Below are 16362 nucleotides of genomic sequence, written 5' to 3'. Positions count from 1 at the left end.
TTATAGCATATATCAGCGGGCATTATTCAAAAGAATAAATTTAAAATCTCAGAGATCCCTAAATCAACTAAACCGAAGAATATAGCAGCGAACACTACTGTTAAAACTGTCACGATCGTATAGCGATATAGCTCTTTACCAGTTGGCCAACTAACCTTCTTCATCTCTTTAGATACATTTTTCAAAAACGTAACAGGATTCATGGTACTACCCCCAAACTCTCGCCGACAGGCATTGTTGTCTATTTTGTCTCCCGATGGACTGTATGCTTGTCGCATCGTTTGCAGAATTTCCTAGTCTCTAAGCGCTGTGATTGATTCCCACTCTTTGCTGTGGAATAGTTGCGGCTCAAACATTCCGAGCACGCTAATGTAATTGTTTTACGCAAAAATCTCCACCCTCTCGGGTATTTTGACACAATTTTACTGTAGCACGCATGAAATAGCTTGTCAACGAAGCTTATAATGTCACTTCGCTTATTTCAAGATATCGCTCGAGCTTTCGCTTCACCCGCTGCAGGGCATTATCAATCGATTTGACATGCCGCTTCAGCTCCTCAGAAATCTCCTGATAGGATCTGCCGTCCAGATAGAGAGCCAATACCTGTCTCTCCAGTTCACTGAGCAGCTGTGCCATCTTCTCCTCCATATCGAGGAACCGTTCCTGATTGATCAAAACGTCTTGCGGATCACCCGCTTTTGAGCTGACTATGATATCAAGCAAAGTCCTGTCGGATTCCTCGTCATAGATTGGCTTGTCCAGCGATACATAAGAATTGAGCGGAATATGCTTTTGTCTGGTCGCCGTCTTGATTGCTGTGATGATCTGCCTGGTTACACAGAGTTCGGCGAACGCCTTGAATGAAGCAAGCTTCTCTCCATTAAAATCACGAATGGCCTTATAAAGACCGATCATCCCTTCCTGGACAATGTCTTCCCGGTCGGCTCCAATCAGAAAATACGTGCGAGCTTTCGCTCTGACAAAATTTCGATACTTGTTAATCAGAAAATCTAGGGCATCAACATGACCTGCTTTAACTAAATCTACAAGAACACTATCTTCCATCACTGCGTAATCCTGGCCTACCGTCCGCTGCTTGACAATTGTCACTTAAGGATTCCCCCTGACCATATACCGCGAATTTATAGGGTCATTATACAGGCGGTCCAAATAACCGTCAATATACTACTTTGGTTATTTCTTCCTTCTGCGCCATGCTTCGAGTATATCCCTTACTTCGGGTTTTAGAGGGATTTTTGGCGGAAATTGTCGAGTATTGTACTCTCTGATTTCCTGGTCGATTTCACGCTCTATCTGCTTTATCTCCAGATATAGTTCCCTGGATGATTTACGAAGAGCTCCTTGCCCAAATATAGTACTCTGTTCTGCGTAATCAGAAGTTGCGACGTAAACTTGTGTCTTGACATTTTTCAACGTTTTAATCAGTTTTTCGATACGGTCATCCGCCGTCTCTTTTTCTTTTGTATAGAGAACTTCTACTTTATAATTTTCGTATTTTTTCTCTAATCCCCTCACATGATAGGCATCGAATACGACAATTACCCGATGTCCTGTGTAAGCCTGATACTCGGCCAGCTTCTCGATCAGCAGCTGGCGGGATTGTTCAAAATCCGTATCGCGGAGTGCATGCAGTTCTTCCCATGCCCCGATGACGTTATAGCCATCGACCACCAAAATGACCATCTTTATTCCCCTAGGGGATGACGCTGACGGTTTACTTCATACATGAGAAGACTTGCCGCGACACTCGCATTAAGGGAAGTGACTTTACCATGCATAGGCAGCGAGACTGTCCAATCACATTTCTCCCGGACAAGCCTGCTGATACCTTTTCCTTCATTTCCGATTACAAGGGCAATTGCTCCGACTGCATCCAGACGGCGATAATCTATCGCGCCTTCTGCTGCTGTACCAGCAACCCAAACATTCCGTTCCTTCAAATGATCGATCGTCTGGGCCAGATTCGTTACGCGCGCGACGGGAATATACTCGATGGCTCCTGCAGATGTCTTGGCTACCGTAGCTGTCAGGCTGACTGAACGCCGCTTCGGGATAATGACGCCATGAGCACCGACTGCATCCGCTGTACGCAGAATTGAACCAAGATTGTGCGGATCCTCCATTTCATCAAGGATGATGAAGAATGGTTCCTCTCCCCGCTCCTCCGCTACACGGAATAGATCATCCACTGAGCTGTACTCGTAGGCTGCGACCGAAGCAACAATCCCTTGGTGAGCCCCCTCAATCAATTGATCCAATTTTCTTTTCGGTACTTTCTGCACGATTGTACCGCTTGCTTTTGCAAGTTCCTGTATCGACTGCCATGTTTTTGGCTGTAAATGCTCCGAAACCATGATTTTATTAATGGAACGGCCAGACCGCAATGCTTCCGTTACAGGGTTCTTTCCGATTATCCATTCATCTGCCATGCTGCTGACTCCTTTCTTCTACATGTTTGATAGCTGCTTGTATAAGGGTTTCAAGACGCTCTGTATCTTCCAGGAGATAGTGGTACCCAATCAGCGCTTCAAAGCCTGTGCTATATCTGTAAGTCTGCACGTCCGTATTTTTAGGTACCGTACCCGACTTGGCATTACGCCCTCTCCGGAAGACCGCTTGTTCTTCTTCCGATAGCATGTCCTGCTCAAGCCAATCCCGAATCACCTTCGCTTGTGATTTTGCAGAAACGAAGGTGACTGCTGCTTGGTGCAGATGATTCGGTTTTACTTCTCCTTTTTGCAGGAGGTGCTGGCGGACATAAATCTCATATACAGCGTCCCCCATATAAGCGAGCGCCAGACTTTTCATTTGTTTCACGTCCATGAGTTATCCTCTTTTCCAGCGTGTACCTTGTGAAGTATCTTCAAGGATGATATTTTTCTCCTTAAGCAAATCACGGATCCGGTCTGCTTCCTGGAAATCACGATTCTTACGGGCCTCCACACGCTGCGTGAGCAAGCCTTCGATTTCATCGTCGAGCAATTCTGTCTCAGCAGCAAATTTGATGCCAAGCACACTGCCGAGCTCTTCGAATGCCTTGATAAAGGCTTCGATCACTGGCACGGATGTTTGCTCCTGCTGCAAGTAAACATTTGCTTCTTTTGCTAAATCGAATAAGACGGATATAGCGTTAGCTGTGTTGAAATCATCATCCATTTCTTCCTCGAACCGAGTCCTTAGCTCTTGGATCGTTTCCATAACACCATTAGCATTATTATCCTGGTTTGTGCTGGCAGCTTTTCTATGCTGCAGATTATCATAAGCATTTTTGATTCGCGCCAAACCAGTCTTCGCACTTTCCAATAATTCATCCGTGAAATTGATCGGATTGCGGTAATGTACGCTCAGCATAAAGAATCGTAATACTTGCGGATCATGTTTTTTGATCAGATCATGGGCAAGAATGAAGTTGCCAAGTGATTTGGACATTTTCTCGTTATCGATATTGATGTGACCGTTATGCATCCAGTAGTTCGCAAATGACTTTCCATTAAGGGCCTCTGATTGTGCGATCTCATTTTCATGGTGCGGGAATGTAAGATCGGTTCCGCCTGCATGGATATCGATTGTGTCACCAAGATGCTTTTTCACCATAGCGGAGCATTCGATGTGCCAGCCCGGGCGCCCCTCGCCCCATGGCGTTTCCCATGAAATCTCTCCTGGCTTTGCATTTTTCCATAAAGCAAAATCAAGTGGATCGTCCTTCTGCTCACCCACACGGATACGGGCTCCTGAGCGCAACTCATCAATGGACTGGTGTGACAATTTACCGTAACCGTCAAAGGAACGTGTACGGAAGTAGACATCCCCCTCTGATACATACGCATACCCTTTATTGATCAAGCCTTGCACAAAGTCTATGATTTCTTCCATACTTTCCGTTACACGCGGGTGAAGCGCGCCTTCTTTGACACCAAGTGCAGACGTATCTTCCTGATAAGCCTGAATGAATTTCTCTGCAACCGCGTAAACATCCTCGCCCATCTCTTTTGCCGCATTGATGATTTTGTCATCCACATCTGTGAAGTTCATGACATATTTGACATCATAACCGCGATATTCAAGATAGCGCCGTACTGTATCGAAAACGATCGGCGGTCTTGCGTTACCGATATGAATATAGTTGTAAACAGTTGGGCCGCAGACGTACATACTTACCTTTCCTTCTTCAAGCGGAACGAAAGGCTCCTTTTTACGGCTCAGCGTATTATAAATTTTTACCGACATGCTGCTTCTCTCCTTTTGCTGCGGCTAATTCCCGCTGTAGTTCTTTAATTTCCTGATCCATTTTCCTTAGCTTCTCCGCAACTGGGTCTGGCAAATCCTGATGATCCAGATCTCTTCTGATACGCTCCCCATCTTTGATGACGACACGTCCAGGGATGCCGACTACCGTCGAGCAATCCGGAACATCATGCAGTACAACGGAACCCGCACCTATCTTCGAGTTGGCACCAATCGTAATAGAACCTAACACTTTAGCTCCTGTCGCGATAAGCGCATTGTCTTTGACGGTCGGATGTCGTTTGCCTTTTTCTTTCCCCGTACCTCCTAGAGTCACGCCCTGGAAGATCGTTACATTATCTCCGATTTCGCACGTTTCACCTATGACGACACCCATGCCATGATCGATGAAAAATCGTCTGCCTATCGTGGCTCCGGGATGTATTTCAATGCCGGTGAAGAAACGGCTCACTTGTGAAACAACACGGGCAAGGAAATAGAATTTATGCTTGTAGAATTGGTGTGCAATTCGATGTGCCCAAATGGCATGCAAGCCGGAATACGTTAGGATAACTTCCAGATAAGAACGAGCAGCTGGATCCTGGTCGAAGACTACCATAACATCCTCTTTCAGCATCTTGAAAAATCCCATTTTCCCCTTCCTTTCCGCTTCTACCGTTTCACGAAAAAAAGCGCCCCTGTACAATGACAGAGACGCTTTTTGCGCGGTTCCACTCTATTTGGGAAAGCCTATGGCGTTCCCCAGCTTCACTCAGATAACGGCGAGAACCGCTTTTACCTACTATCATTTCGGCAAAAGACTCCGAGGCGCATTTCAGCAAAAGCTCTCCAAAGCCGCTCGCAGCGAATACGGCTCTCTCTGGATGGAAAGGCAGATGCATACTTCTCCTCTTCAACGTTCGAATGTGTAGTACTACTATATTATATTTCAGCAAAAAAGTGAATATTTTACTTTGTCAGCTGTTCGATTGCTGCACGAAGACGGTTTTGGACAACTGTCTCGCCAAGCAAATGGATGGAGTTTGGCAGCTCCGGACCGTGTGTTGCGCCTGTTGTAGCAACACGGATCGGCATGAAGAGCTTCTTGCCTTTTTGACCCGTCTGTTTTTGTGTCGATTTGATTGCACCTTTGATTGTATCCGGTTCGAATGCTTCCAATGCTGAAAGCTGTTCGGAGAATGCCTTCAATACTTCCGGTACTTGCTCATCCTGAAGTACTGCCATTGCTTCTTCATCATAAGCGATTTCTTCCTGGAAGAATAACTCCGTCAACTCGACAATCTCCGCACCATAGTTCAACTGGTCTTTGTAAAGAGCGATAAGCTCTGCTGCCCAATCACGACGGGAATCTTCCATGTTTTCAGGAAGTTTGCCAGCCTGGATCAAATGAGGCAATGTCAACTTCTCGATACGCCCCGCATCTTCCGACTTGATATATTGGTTGTTCATCCATTTCAGCTTCTGCGGATCAAAGATTGCAGCAGAAGTGGATAGACGATTCGGATCGAAAATCTTGATGATTTCATCTTTGGAGAAGATCTCTTCTTCTCCGACTGGTGACCAGCCAAGCAAACTGATGAAGTTGAACATCGCTTCAGGCAGATAACCTAAGTTCTTATATTGCTCGATGAACTGCAGGATATGCTCATCGCGTTTGGACAGCTTCTTGCGGTTTTCGTTAAGAATCAATGTCATATGTCCGAACTCTGGCGGTTCCCAACCGAATGCTTCGTAAATCATAAGCTGCTTCGGTGTATTAGAGATATGCTCTTCTCCGCGAAGGATATGAGAGATCTCCATCAAATGGTCATCGATAGCCACAGCAAAGTTATATGTTGGGATACCGTTCTTTTTCACGATAACCCAGTCGCCGAAATCACTGGACTCGAAACTGATTTCATCACGAACAATATCGTTGAATTTATATGTTTTATTTTCCGGAACTCGGAAACGGATACTTGGCTGTCTGCCTTCCGCTTCGAACTTCTCTTGCTGTTCCGGTGTCAGATCACGGTGCACACCCGAATACTTAGGAACTTGTCCATTCGCTTTTTGTTCTTCTCGCTCTTTTTCCAACTCTTCTTCTGTCACGTAGCATTTGTAAGCAAGACCGCGATCCAGCAATTCATCTACATATTTCTTATAGATATCCAGACGCTCCAATTGACGGTATGGTCCGTATTCGCCGCCGATATCGGCGCCTTCGTCCCACTTGATACCAAGCCATTTCAAATAGCTGAACTGGCTTTCCTCGCCGCCCTCCACATTCCGCTTCTGATCCGTATCCTCTGTGCGGACGATGAATTTGCCGTCATGGTGACGGGCATATAAGTAGTTGAATAGTGCAGTTCGTGCGTTTCCAATATGCAAATGTCCAGTCGGACTCGGCGCATAGCGCACACGTACAGGTTTTGACATATGAATAACTCCCTTTCGATTATGTTAGGCTTGCTGCAAAAGGACGACTGCTTGTGCAGCGATTCCTTCTTTACGGCCAGTAAAGCCAAGCTGTTCTGTCGTTGTTGCTTTCACATTGATCTGACCCGGTTCTGCATCGAGCATACCCGCTACATTTTCACGAATCTGATCGATATATGGTGCCATTTTAGGTGCTTGTGCAATAACTGTGCAATCCAAGTTCCCTAGTGTATAGCCTTTTTCTTTTACAAGCTGCCATACATGACGCAGCAATACTTCCGAATCCGCATCCTTGAAAGCAGGATCAGTATCGGGGAAATGCTTGCCGATGTCGCCCAGCGCCAATGCGCCAAGACACGCATCCGCAATCGTATGTAATAGTACATCCGCATCCGAGTGGCCTAGCAATCCAAGTTCGTAAGGGATTGTAATCCCGCCGATGATACACGGTCTATTCTCTGCAAATGCATGTACATCAAATCCTTGTCCAATTCGAAACATAATGTGACCCTCGCTTTATTTACCATTTAAAAATGCTTCCGCTTTGTATAAGTCCTCTGGTGTCGTGAGCTTCATATTATCATAGCTGCCTTCTACGATGAACACATCCTGATCGAGGCGTTCCACTAATGAGGCATCATCTGTTCCCAGCACCCCGTCAACTTTGGCTGTTACATGGGCATCGTAGATAAGCTGGTAATCAAAAGCCTGCGGTGTCTGAGCAGCCCACAGGAGCCCTCGGTCCATCGTTTCCAGACGATTACCACGGCGAAGCTTGATTGTATCTGTGACAGGCACCGCAAGTATCGCTCCCCGATGCTCCTGACAAGCCTCAGCCAAGGCATGAAGTCTCTCGACTGTGACAAATGGCCGCGCACCATCGTGTATAAAAACGATACCGGACTTATCAGGCAATGCTTCCAGACCCATCAGGACACTCTCCTGCCGCTCGCTTCCGCCTTCTGTCAGGTTTATTGGGGTTGTCCATTTCTGTGCTGACAATAGCTGCTGCATCAATTCACGATCTGAATTGCTCACAACAAGTGTAATCGATGCACACCAGGGATCCTGATCGAAAACATTCAGCGTATGTACAATGAGCGGCTTTTGCCCAATTGTAAGGAATTGTTTGTTTTGGCCAGCCTGCATTCGTTTACCTTGCCCGGCAGCTAACACGATAGCTTGATAATACATCTATATTTACCGCCTTATTTTAAGTCGAATCCAAACAAAAGCGATAACATCCCATGTTATCACTTTTGTTTACTTCTATCATGTTATACTTTTTTACAATGCTTTTTCAAGTAATTTCGGCTTAGCGAAGATCATTCGGCCTGCAGATGTCTGCAATACACTCGTGATAAGCACCTCGATTGTCTTACCGATATAATTCTTGCCTTCCTCGACGACGATCATCGTACCGTCATCCAAGTAAGCCACACCTTGATTATGTTCTTTCCCGTCCTTGATCACCTGGACGGTCAATTCCTCGCCTGGAATGACAACGGGTTTCACGGCATTCGCCAAGTCATTGATATTCAGCACCGGTACGTTTTGGAACTCACATACCTTATTCAAATTGAAATCATTTGTAACGACTATACCATCAATTACCTTTGCCAATTTGACAAGCTTGGAATCCACTTCCGGAATATCCTCGAAATCACCTTCGTAGAATTCCACTTTGACACTTGGCATTTCTTTTTGGATGCGATTCAGGACATCAAGACCGCGACGGCCGCGGTTCCGCTTCAACGCATCGGAAGAATCAGCAATATGCTGAAGTTCATTCAATACGAATTGCGGGATGACAATCGTACCCTCCAAGAAATTCGTTTCGCAAATATCCGCGATACGTCCATCGATGATAACACTCGTATCAAGCAATTTTGATTTAGGCTGAACAGCCTGGACATTCTCTTCTCCAGCTTCTTGCTCATCTGCTGTCTTCTTCTTATCCTTTTTCGCCAACGTCATCATATTCAGGAATTCATCACGGCGCTTGAAACCAACCTGGAATCCGATGTAGCCAAGGAAAATTGTGACAAACAGCGGCAATACCTCCGAAACAAGCACAAAACCGATACCTCGGATCGGAATCGTAATCAAGTAAGCTACGACCAATCCGATAATGAGCCCGATGCTGCCAAAGAATAAATCAGCAGCAGGTGTCTTGACTAGTGAGTCCTCCACCCAATGGATGAAGCCGACAATATAATCGACCACCCAAAACAGTAATAAGAATAATAGAATAGCTCCGCCAATCAATCCGACGATTGGGGAATCAAGCCAACCAATGTTGGTCAGGTTAACTAGATCCATCAATCTAGGAATATAGAGAAACCCGACCATACCGCCTGCAACGATAATAAATAATTGCACGATTCGCTTTAACATTACTGTCACCTCCTAACAGAAAGTATTACCTGAAATAAAATATATTAGACGTAAAAATAAATAATTGCAGTTTAACCGTAGCACGTTTTAGATTCCCAGTCAATTTAGGAAACATTACATAGTAGCATAGTTTCAGAGAAGTTGTCAAAAAATATTACCAATTCAGGAGAGGTTAATCCTCTCCCAAGACAATATGAAGTGCTTCACTTACCGAGTTCACTCCGACTACTTTAATACTTGCCGGAACCGTCCAGCCATCCAGATTCTTCTTCGGTACGATAGCCCGCTTGAAGCCAAGCTTGGCCGCTTCTTGGACACGCTGTTCAATCCGGGATACACGTCTCACTTCACCAGTCAGACCCACTTCCCCGATTAAGACGTCGTCTGGCTTTGTCGGCTTGTCCTTAAAACTGGATGCGATGCTCGCAGCTACCGCAAGATCGATAGCAGGTTCATCCAATCGCATACCGCCGGCAATCTTCACGTATGCATCCTGATTCTGAAGCATAAGCCCGACTCGTTTTTCCAAAACCGCCATTAAAAGCGGCACCCGGTTATGATCTGTACCGGTAGCCATACGGCGAGGGTTTCCGAAGCTGGTCGGGGAGATAAGTGCCTGGATCTCGACAAGAACAGGACGTGTCCCTTCCATCGATGCAACAACTGTTGATCCTGCTGCACCCTGCGATCTTTCCTCTAAGAAGATTTCAGACGGGTTCGTCACTTCCCTTAATCCTTCTTCCTTCATCTCGAAAATACCCATTTCATTCGTACTTCCAAACCGGTTCTTTACACTGCGCAGGATCCGGAATGTATGATGACGTTCCCCTTCGAAATAAAGAACCGCATCCACCATATGTTCGAGCATTCTAGGACCAGCGATGGCGCCTTCTTTCGTTACGTGACCAACGAGGAAAATCGGAATGCCATTCGTCTTGGCTACCCGCATTAACTCACTTGTACATTCCCGTACCTGCGTAACACTTCCCGGTGCACTGGTGACTTCTTCCCGATACACGGTCTGGATGGAATCGACTACCACAAACGCCGGCTTCACTTCTTCAATATGCCGTGTGATGTCCTGCAGATTAGTCTCCGATAATACATAGAGCTGATCTGCCTTTACACCGAGGCGATCTGCTCTGAGTTTCGTCTGACGGGCAGATTCCTCACCTGATATATATAGGACCGGCAATTCCTTTTCTGCCAGCTGTGCACTGACTTGCAAAAGCAATGTGGATTTACCGATACCAGGGTCTCCCCCGATAAGCACAAGTGATCCTGCTACGATTCCGCCGCCGAGCACCCTGTTGAACTCCGGGAGATCTGTTGTTACTCTCGGTTCCTTTTCAGAGTGAATGGCTGTAATCGACTGAGGCTTAGCAGCTGTGGTTGTTGTATTTGAATGGCGGAAGGCTCCGCTGCTAGCTGGTGTAACAACTTCTTCCGTAAAGGTATTCCAGTTATTGCAGCTTGGGCATTTGCCCATCCATTTTGCAGATTCATATCCACATTCCTGACATACATACTTTGTCTTTCTTTTTGCCAAACCTATCAAATCCTTCTTCATCATTTTATACGATAATTACGGCATAAAAGTTACAGAAATATATCAAACAAAATTATTATTATAGAAAAAATTACACAAATCAAAGCAAAAAGGGAGGCGAAAAACACCTCCCTATTCATTATTTGCCTGTAACGACATACTTACCATCTTTATCTACATCAATATTCACTTGTTGTCCTTTGCTGATATTCTCGCGCAGGAGTTCCTCTGATAATAGATCTTCGATATTCTTCTGGATCGCACGGCGCAATGGACGAGCGCCATATTCCGCATCGAAGCCATCATTAGCAATCTTCTCGATAACAGCATCTGTCAGCGTGAATTCAATATCCTGCTGCGCAAGACGTTTCTTAAGCTGATCTGCCATCAACGTCACGATATCCTTCATATGTTTCTTCTCAAGCGGATGGAATACGATCGTTTCATCAATACGGTTCAAGAACTCCGGACGGAAGGCTTTTTTCAGCTCTTCTGTTACTTTCGCTTTCATATCCTTGAAGTTCTGATCTTCGCTATCCATTGTGAACCCAAGTGACTTGCTGCGTTTCAGCTCACTGGCACCGACATTGGAAGTCATGATCAGAATCGTGTTGCGGAAATCGACCAAGCGACCTTTGGAATCCGTCAAACGGCCATCTTCCAATACTTGAAGCAAGATGTTGAATACTTCTGGGTGCGCTTTTTCCACCTCGTCAAGCAACACAACGGAATATGGTTTCCGACGGACTTTCTCTGTAAGCTGTCCGCCCTCTTCATACCCTACATATCCTGGAGGAGAACCGACAAGACGTGCTGTGGAATGGCGTTCCATGTATTCCGACATGTCGATACGGATCATTGCATCTTCATCACCAAACATAGAATCAGCCAATGCTCGTGCTAATTCTGTTTTACCGACACCAGTAGGCCCAAGGAAGATGAATGAACCAATAGGGCGTTTCGGATCTTTAAGGCCAGCACGTGCTCGGCGAATTGCTTTGGAGATAGCCACAACAGCTTCCTCTTGTCCGATGACACGTCCATGCAGTGTCTGCTCCATATTAAGCAAACGCTCCGACTCATCCTTGGTCAGCTTGGCAACAGGTACACCCGTCCAGATGGAAACAACAGAAGCAATATCTTCTACAGTGACTTCACTGCTTTCCTGACCTTGCTTTTCTTTCCACTGATCCTTTGTCTGATCCAACTGATCACGCAATCGCTGTTCTGTATCGCGCAAGGAAGCCGCTTTTTCGAATTCCTGGCTTTGCACAGCTGCGTCTTTCTCTTTGCGTACTTCCTCTAGCTTCTGCTCAAGCTCTTTCAAGTTTGGCGGAGCTGTGTAAGAGCGCAAGCGCACTTTGGAAGCAGCTTCGTCGATCAAGTCGATTGCTTTATCCGGAAGGAAGCGATCTGTGATATAGCGATCAGAGAACTCTGCTGCTGCACGGATAGCTTCATCTGTAATCGTAACACGGTGATGGGCTTCATATCTGTCACGCAGACCAGTAAGGATCTGAACGGATTCTTCAACAGATGGTTCATCCACTTGGATTGGCTGGAAACGACGCTCCAATGCTGCATCTTTTTCGATGTATTTACGGTATTCGTCCAAAGTGGTAGCACCGATACACTGCAGTTCACCACGTGCAAGGGATGGCTTCAGAATATTGGAAGCATCAATCGCTCCTTCTGCTCCTCCTGCGCCGATAAGTGTATGCAGCTCATCGATGAAGAGGATGATATTGCCTGCTTGGCGAATCTCTTCCATTACTTTCTTCAAACGATCCTCGAATTCCCCGCGATATTTCGTACCCGCTACGACAGTACCCATATCAAGCGTCATGACACGCTTATCCCGAAGGATTTCTGGTATTTCGTTATTGATGATTTGCTGCGCAAGTCCTTCCGCTACTGCCGTTTTACCGACACCTGGCTCCCCGATCAAGACAGGGTTGTTCTTAGTCCGGCGGCTGAGCACTTGAATGACACGCTCGATCTCTTTCTCACGGCCGATGACCGGGTCGATATTGCCTTCTTTAGCGATAGCCGTAAGATCCCTTGCCAAACTGTCCAGTGTGGGCGTATTCGCTCTAGCAGACTGGCTGCCGCGCTGTTTCCCAGCAGAAGACTCATTGCTTCCCAAAAGCTGCAGCACTTGCTGACGAGCCTTATTCAAGCTTACACCGAGATTATTCAGCACACGTGCTGCAACCCCTTCACCCTCACGAATCAAACCAAGAAGGATATGCTCTGTACCCACATAGGAATGACCAAGTTTTCTTGCTTCGTCCAAGGAAAGTTCAATTACTTTCTTCGCACGAGGTGTGTAATAAGGTGTGCCCGTGATTTTCTGGCCGCGCCCAATCAGCTGCTCGACCTCTTCCTGAATACGTTCTGTTTCCAATCCTAGTGTTGTCAGAGCTTTAGCGGCTATGCCTTCTCCTTCGCTCACCAGACCCAATAGGATATGTTCTGTACCGATATTATTATGTCCCAGGCGCACTGCTTCTTCTTGTGCAAGTGCAAGGACCTTTTGTGCTCTTTCTGTAAAGCGTCCAAACATCATAGGAATTCCTCCTTGGTCAGTCAGTTATTTTCTAAATGCATCCGCTCTCTGATGAGGGAAGCACGTAATACATCTCGTTCTCTGCCAGATAAGCTCCGTTTTGCGTAATGCTGCAGGAAGCCTGGCTGTATCAATACCATTAATTCATTAAGTATGGATTGAGGCATATCTTTTATATACCCAATATCAATGCCTAATCTAACATCCGATAAACAGGTTGCTGCTTCCTTTGATTCAATAATACGGCTGTACCGCAATGTACCGTAAGACCGGAAGATCCGATCCTCCAGCTGGATGCTCAGCTCCTCTGTCAAAGTCTGGCGAGCCTGCCTCTCCTGCTCGATCAACTGGCTCACTACACTCTCCAGATCCTCTACAATATCCTGTTCTGATTTCCCTAAAGTGATTTGGTTGGAAATCTGATAAATATTGCCTTGCGCCTCTGTTCCTTCGCCGTAGATGCCGCGTACGACAAGTCCGAGCTGGTTGATTGCAGGTGTCAGCCGATTCATTTGATGTGTCATGGTCAATGCAGGGAGATGCATCATTACCGAGGCCCGCAGTCCAGTTCCTACATTTGTCGGGCAAGTAGTAAGATATCCTCTTTCCTCATCGAATGCATAAGTTATCTTCTGCTCAAGCCAATCGTCCACCTCAAAAGCTTCTGAAAGTGCCTTTTTCAGCTGGAAGCCAGGCAGGTACAGCTGGATGCGCAGGTGATCTTCTTCATTTACCATGATAGAGACTTGTTCGCTTTCGGATAGCAAAACTCCTGCCTCCTCCGCATGTTCTGCCAAATGCGGACTTATCAAGTGTTTTTCGACGAATACCTTCTTCTCAATCGGAGATAAATCAGCTATACGTAAGAATTGCATCTTCCCTCGATCATTAAAATCAGTATCTTGATAACTTTCCTGGAAGAAATTCAGTACATCATCCAAATCCTCTGCTTTAGCTATCAGTGGAAAGGTGCGATTTTCAAAGTTTCTGGCCAGCCGGATTCGGCTGCTCATGACAATATCACAGTCTGGTCCATTTTCTTTCATCCAAGGGCTGATAGCATCACTCATGAACTTTTCAAGTGACATTAGCTTTCACCCTCTTCCTGTCCATCTGTCTGCTGCTCCAGCGAGCGTATTTTATCGCGGAGCTCTGCTGCTTTCTCAAATTCTTCCTCCTGGATGTAGTGCTGCATGGATTCCCGGTATGCTGCGATCTTCCGTTTTTTCTCTATACCGCTTCCCATCCGCTTCGGTATCTTCCCTTCGTGTTTTGTATTACCACTGTGTACACGGCGGAAGATTGGATTCAGATTGTCTTCAAAAGTTTCATAGCAGGAAGCACAGCCGAATTTCCCCAATCTGGTGAACTCATTATATGTCAGTCCGCACTTGGGGCAAGCAAGCGCTGATGGAACTTGTGAGAAGTGTTTATGTCCTTGAACAGTCGATGGGTTCATATGGAATAGACCAGATAATAAGTTATGCAGGGAATACCCTTCTTGGCCGTAGGAGACATATCCATTCTCTTTTGCACATTGCTCGCAAACATGCATTTCTGTCTTCTGTCCGTTGACGACATTTGTTAAATGCAAGGTTGCTGGTCTTATATGACATTCTTGACATTCCATCCTGATGCCCTCCTTATCTGACTAATACTTGATAGCAGTCAGCATTGAAACTAAAATACGGGACCTGACTTCATCACGAAGCGGAAGAGGAAAGGCTAGTGTTTCCCGGCTGGTTGCTCTAAGCATGATTTTCGCTTCCCTTTCAGTCAGTATCTTCTCTTCAGCAAGCCGTTCAATAATACTATTGGCAGTCTGCTGTGATACACGCGGCTGCACCATCTCGATTACATCATCTATCAAACTTGCTTCTGTATGGTGCTTTACCCGAATGATACGAATATAACCGCCGCCGCCACGCTTACTCTCGACTAGATACCCTTTCTCAACAGTGAATCTCGTCTTTATTACATAGTTTATTTGTGATGGCACGCACTGAAAACGATTAGCTACTTCACTTCTCTTTATTTCCACTTCCTGCGTATCCGTCGATTGAAGAATCTGCTTTAGGTAAGCTTCAATGATGTCCGATATATTGCTCACACAAGTCGCCTCCCTTCCCTTTGACTTTGACTATCTTTGACTTTATTATATACATTTTGCAGGAGGAATGCAAAGCTCTTCTCCCCTAGCATAGCCTCTAATAACAGAAAAAAACCCTTAAAAGGGTTTTAACTTTTTACTGTGCTCACTGATCGGATATTTGTCAGGTTAGTTATTTCCTCAAAGAGTTCCATTTCATTAATAGCATGGCGCGTTGCCAGCTCAATATGCAGCATTCTGCTGTCATGATGATGTTTTCTCATCTCCATGTTAGTTAATGCCATATGATGACGTTCGAGGATTTCCATGATAGGACCTACACTTTCATCTCTATCTAGTTCGATATCCAAACAGTAAGCTTTTTGCTTTTTACTTGATAAAAACAGCTTCTCAAAATTATTCAGGAAAATTAGAATCAGCAGGATGATGATAGTAGTGAATACTGCTTCCATATACATTCCTGCTCCTATAACAAGTCCAAGTCCTGCTACTGTCCAGACAGAGGCAGCTGTCGTAAGTCCTCGTACAGTCGTACCATTAACCAGTATTGTTCCTGCTCCGAGGAATCCGATACCGCTGATCACATACGAAGGTATACGTGCGGGGTCGAATTGGACATAATCATGTTCCTCACTGAAGTCTGTAAAGCCATATAGGGACAGAATCATCATCAGGCAGGACCCGACACCTACAAGAATATGTGTGCGCAAACCCGCATGGTGATTGCCCATTCCCCGTTCCATCCCGATAGCCCCCGAAAGGAATACTGCTATTATAATTTTCATCATTACGGTTAGAAATTGATCATTAAAGTAATGCTCCATCTATGCTTCCCTTCTTTCTCTCTCTTGCAGTATATGAATATCGACATAATAGTATGAAGTATTTATATTCCCCAATTGCCAAGGGTATAAAGCAAGACATACAAAAAAAGCTCCTGAAAGGTTATTGAATAACCTTTCAGGAGCTTTTATCTTGCCTGGCAGCGTCCTACTCTCGCAGGGCGAACCCAACTACCATCGGCGCTGAAGAGCTTAACTGCTGTGTTCGGCA

General features: G+C 45.7%; 18 protein-coding genes, 1 rRNA gene and 1 other annotated feature. All 19 genes read right to left on the bottom strand.

The features are described 5' to 3' along the window. Positions 1-26: 26 nt before the first annotated feature. On the bottom strand, positions 27-203 hold the full coding sequence (gene secE / locus ACH6C1_RS18420; protein ID WP_038565135.1) for a preprotein translocase subunit SecE: 177 nt from the start codon (positions 201-203) through the stop codon (positions 27-29). Positions 204-241: 38 nt separating this feature from the next. Next, positions 242-388: a 50S ribosomal protein L33 gene (gene rpmG, locus ACH6C1_RS18415; protein ID WP_095224630.1), complete on the bottom strand. Its 147-nt coding sequence runs from the start codon at positions 386-388 to the stop codon at positions 242-244. A gap of 71 nt (positions 389-459) precedes the next feature. Then, complete coding sequence (gene sigH / locus ACH6C1_RS18410; RefSeq protein ID WP_038565132.1) at positions 460-1110, bottom strand: RNA polymerase sporulation sigma factor SigH; 651 nt, start codon at positions 1108-1110, stop codon at positions 460-462. 84 nt (positions 1111-1194) lie between these two features. Beyond that, the gene (locus tag ACH6C1_RS18405) at positions 1195-1704 is read right to left on the bottom strand and encodes an NYN domain-containing protein (RefSeq protein ID WP_095224628.1); all 510 of its coding nucleotides are present in this window, start codon (positions 1702-1704) and stop codon (positions 1195-1197) included. Positions 1705-1706: 2 nt separating this feature from the next. Further along, positions 1707-2450, bottom strand: a complete 744-nt coding sequence (rlmB, locus tag ACH6C1_RS18400) for a 23S rRNA (guanosine(2251)-2'-O)-methyltransferase RlmB (protein WP_095224627.1) — start codon at positions 2448-2450, stop codon at positions 1707-1709. Further along, entirely contained in the window at positions 2440-2844 is a 405-nt protein-coding gene (locus ACH6C1_RS18395; RefSeq protein ID WP_374079720.1) for a Mini-ribonuclease 3, read from the bottom strand. The genes rlmB and ACH6C1_RS18395 overlap by 11 nt, the downstream gene beginning before the upstream one ends. 3 nt (positions 2845-2847) lie before the next feature. Further along, the gene (gene cysS, locus ACH6C1_RS18390) at positions 2848-4248 is read right to left on the bottom strand and encodes a cysteine--tRNA ligase (RefSeq protein ID WP_374079717.1); all 1401 of its coding nucleotides are present in this window, start codon (positions 4246-4248) and stop codon (positions 2848-2850) included. Beyond that, positions 4229-4897, bottom strand: coding sequence for a serine O-acetyltransferase (cysE, locus tag ACH6C1_RS18385; protein WP_374079714.1), 669 nt, complete (start codon positions 4895-4897; stop codon positions 4229-4231). The genes cysS and cysE overlap by 20 nt, the downstream gene beginning before the upstream one ends. 55 nt (positions 4898-4952) lie before the next feature. After that, positions 4953-5171 (bottom strand) — a binding site (T-box leader). A 43-nt stretch (positions 5172-5214) separates the two neighbouring features. Continuing rightward, positions 5215-6684 (bottom strand): glutamate--tRNA ligase, encoded by a 1470-nt coding sequence (gene gltX, locus ACH6C1_RS18380; RefSeq protein ID WP_095224623.1) that lies wholly within the window; start codon positions 6682-6684, stop codon positions 5215-5217. A gap of 24 nt (positions 6685-6708) precedes the next feature. Continuing rightward, positions 6709-7185 carry a 2-C-methyl-D-erythritol 2,4-cyclodiphosphate synthase gene (gene ispF, locus ACH6C1_RS18375; protein WP_374079711.1) on the bottom strand — a complete coding sequence of 159 codons (477 nt, stop codon included), beginning with the start codon at positions 7183-7185 and terminating at the stop codon, positions 6709-6711. A gap of 15 nt (positions 7186-7200) precedes the next feature. After that, on the bottom strand, positions 7201-7878 hold the full coding sequence (ispD, locus tag ACH6C1_RS18370) for a 2-C-methyl-D-erythritol 4-phosphate cytidylyltransferase (RefSeq protein ID WP_095224621.1): 678 nt from the start codon (positions 7876-7878) through the stop codon (positions 7201-7203). A gap of 93 nt (positions 7879-7971) precedes the next feature. Beyond that, positions 7972-9081: a PIN/TRAM domain-containing protein gene (locus ACH6C1_RS18365; RefSeq protein WP_095224620.1), complete on the bottom strand. Its 1110-nt coding sequence runs from the start codon at positions 9079-9081 to the stop codon at positions 7972-7974. 172 nt (positions 9082-9253) lie between these two features. After that, positions 9254-10630: a DNA repair protein RadA gene (radA, locus tag ACH6C1_RS18360; RefSeq protein WP_095220634.1), complete on the bottom strand. Its 1377-nt coding sequence runs from the start codon at positions 10628-10630 to the stop codon at positions 9254-9256. A gap of 139 nt (positions 10631-10769) precedes the next feature. Continuing rightward, positions 10770-13199 (bottom strand): ATP-dependent protease ATP-binding subunit ClpC, encoded by a 2430-nt coding sequence (clpC, locus tag ACH6C1_RS18355; protein ID WP_374079706.1) that lies wholly within the window; start codon positions 13197-13199, stop codon positions 10770-10772. Between the two features lie 20 nt (positions 13200-13219). Further along, positions 13220-14287 carry a protein-arginine kinase McsB gene (mcsB, locus tag ACH6C1_RS18350; protein ID WP_374079704.1) on the bottom strand — a complete coding sequence of 356 codons (1068 nt, stop codon included), beginning with the start codon at positions 14285-14287 and terminating at the stop codon, positions 13220-13222. Continuing rightward, a complete protein-coding gene (mcsA, locus tag ACH6C1_RS18345) occupies positions 14287-14829 on the bottom strand; it encodes a protein-arginine kinase activator protein McsA (protein WP_374079702.1) in 543 nt (180 codons plus the stop codon). Before mcsA ends, mcsB begins: the two co-directional genes overlap by 1 nt. Positions 14830-14850: 21 nt before the next feature. Further along, complete coding sequence (locus tag ACH6C1_RS18340; protein WP_095224616.1) at positions 14851-15309, bottom strand: CtsR family transcriptional regulator; 459 nt, start codon at positions 15307-15309, stop codon at positions 14851-14853. A 128-nt stretch (positions 15310-15437) separates the two neighbouring features. After that, the gene (locus tag ACH6C1_RS18335) at positions 15438-16133 is read right to left on the bottom strand and encodes an MgtC/SapB family protein (protein WP_095224615.1); all 696 of its coding nucleotides are present in this window, start codon (positions 16131-16133) and stop codon (positions 15438-15440) included. Between the two features lie 153 nt (positions 16134-16286). Next, positions 16287-16362: ribosomal RNA gene (gene rrf, locus ACH6C1_RS19585) — 5S ribosomal RNA — on the bottom strand; the annotation flags it as partial.

The sequence above is a fragment of the Terribacillus sp. JSM ZJ617 genome (assembly GCF_044383785.1).
In the GTDB taxonomy this organism is placed as follows: domain Bacteria; phylum Bacillota; class Bacilli; order Bacillales; family Amphibacillaceae; genus Terribacillus.
The sequence above is the reverse complement of the archived record's forward strand: the minus strand, read 5'-3'. Positions and strand labels throughout refer to the sequence as shown.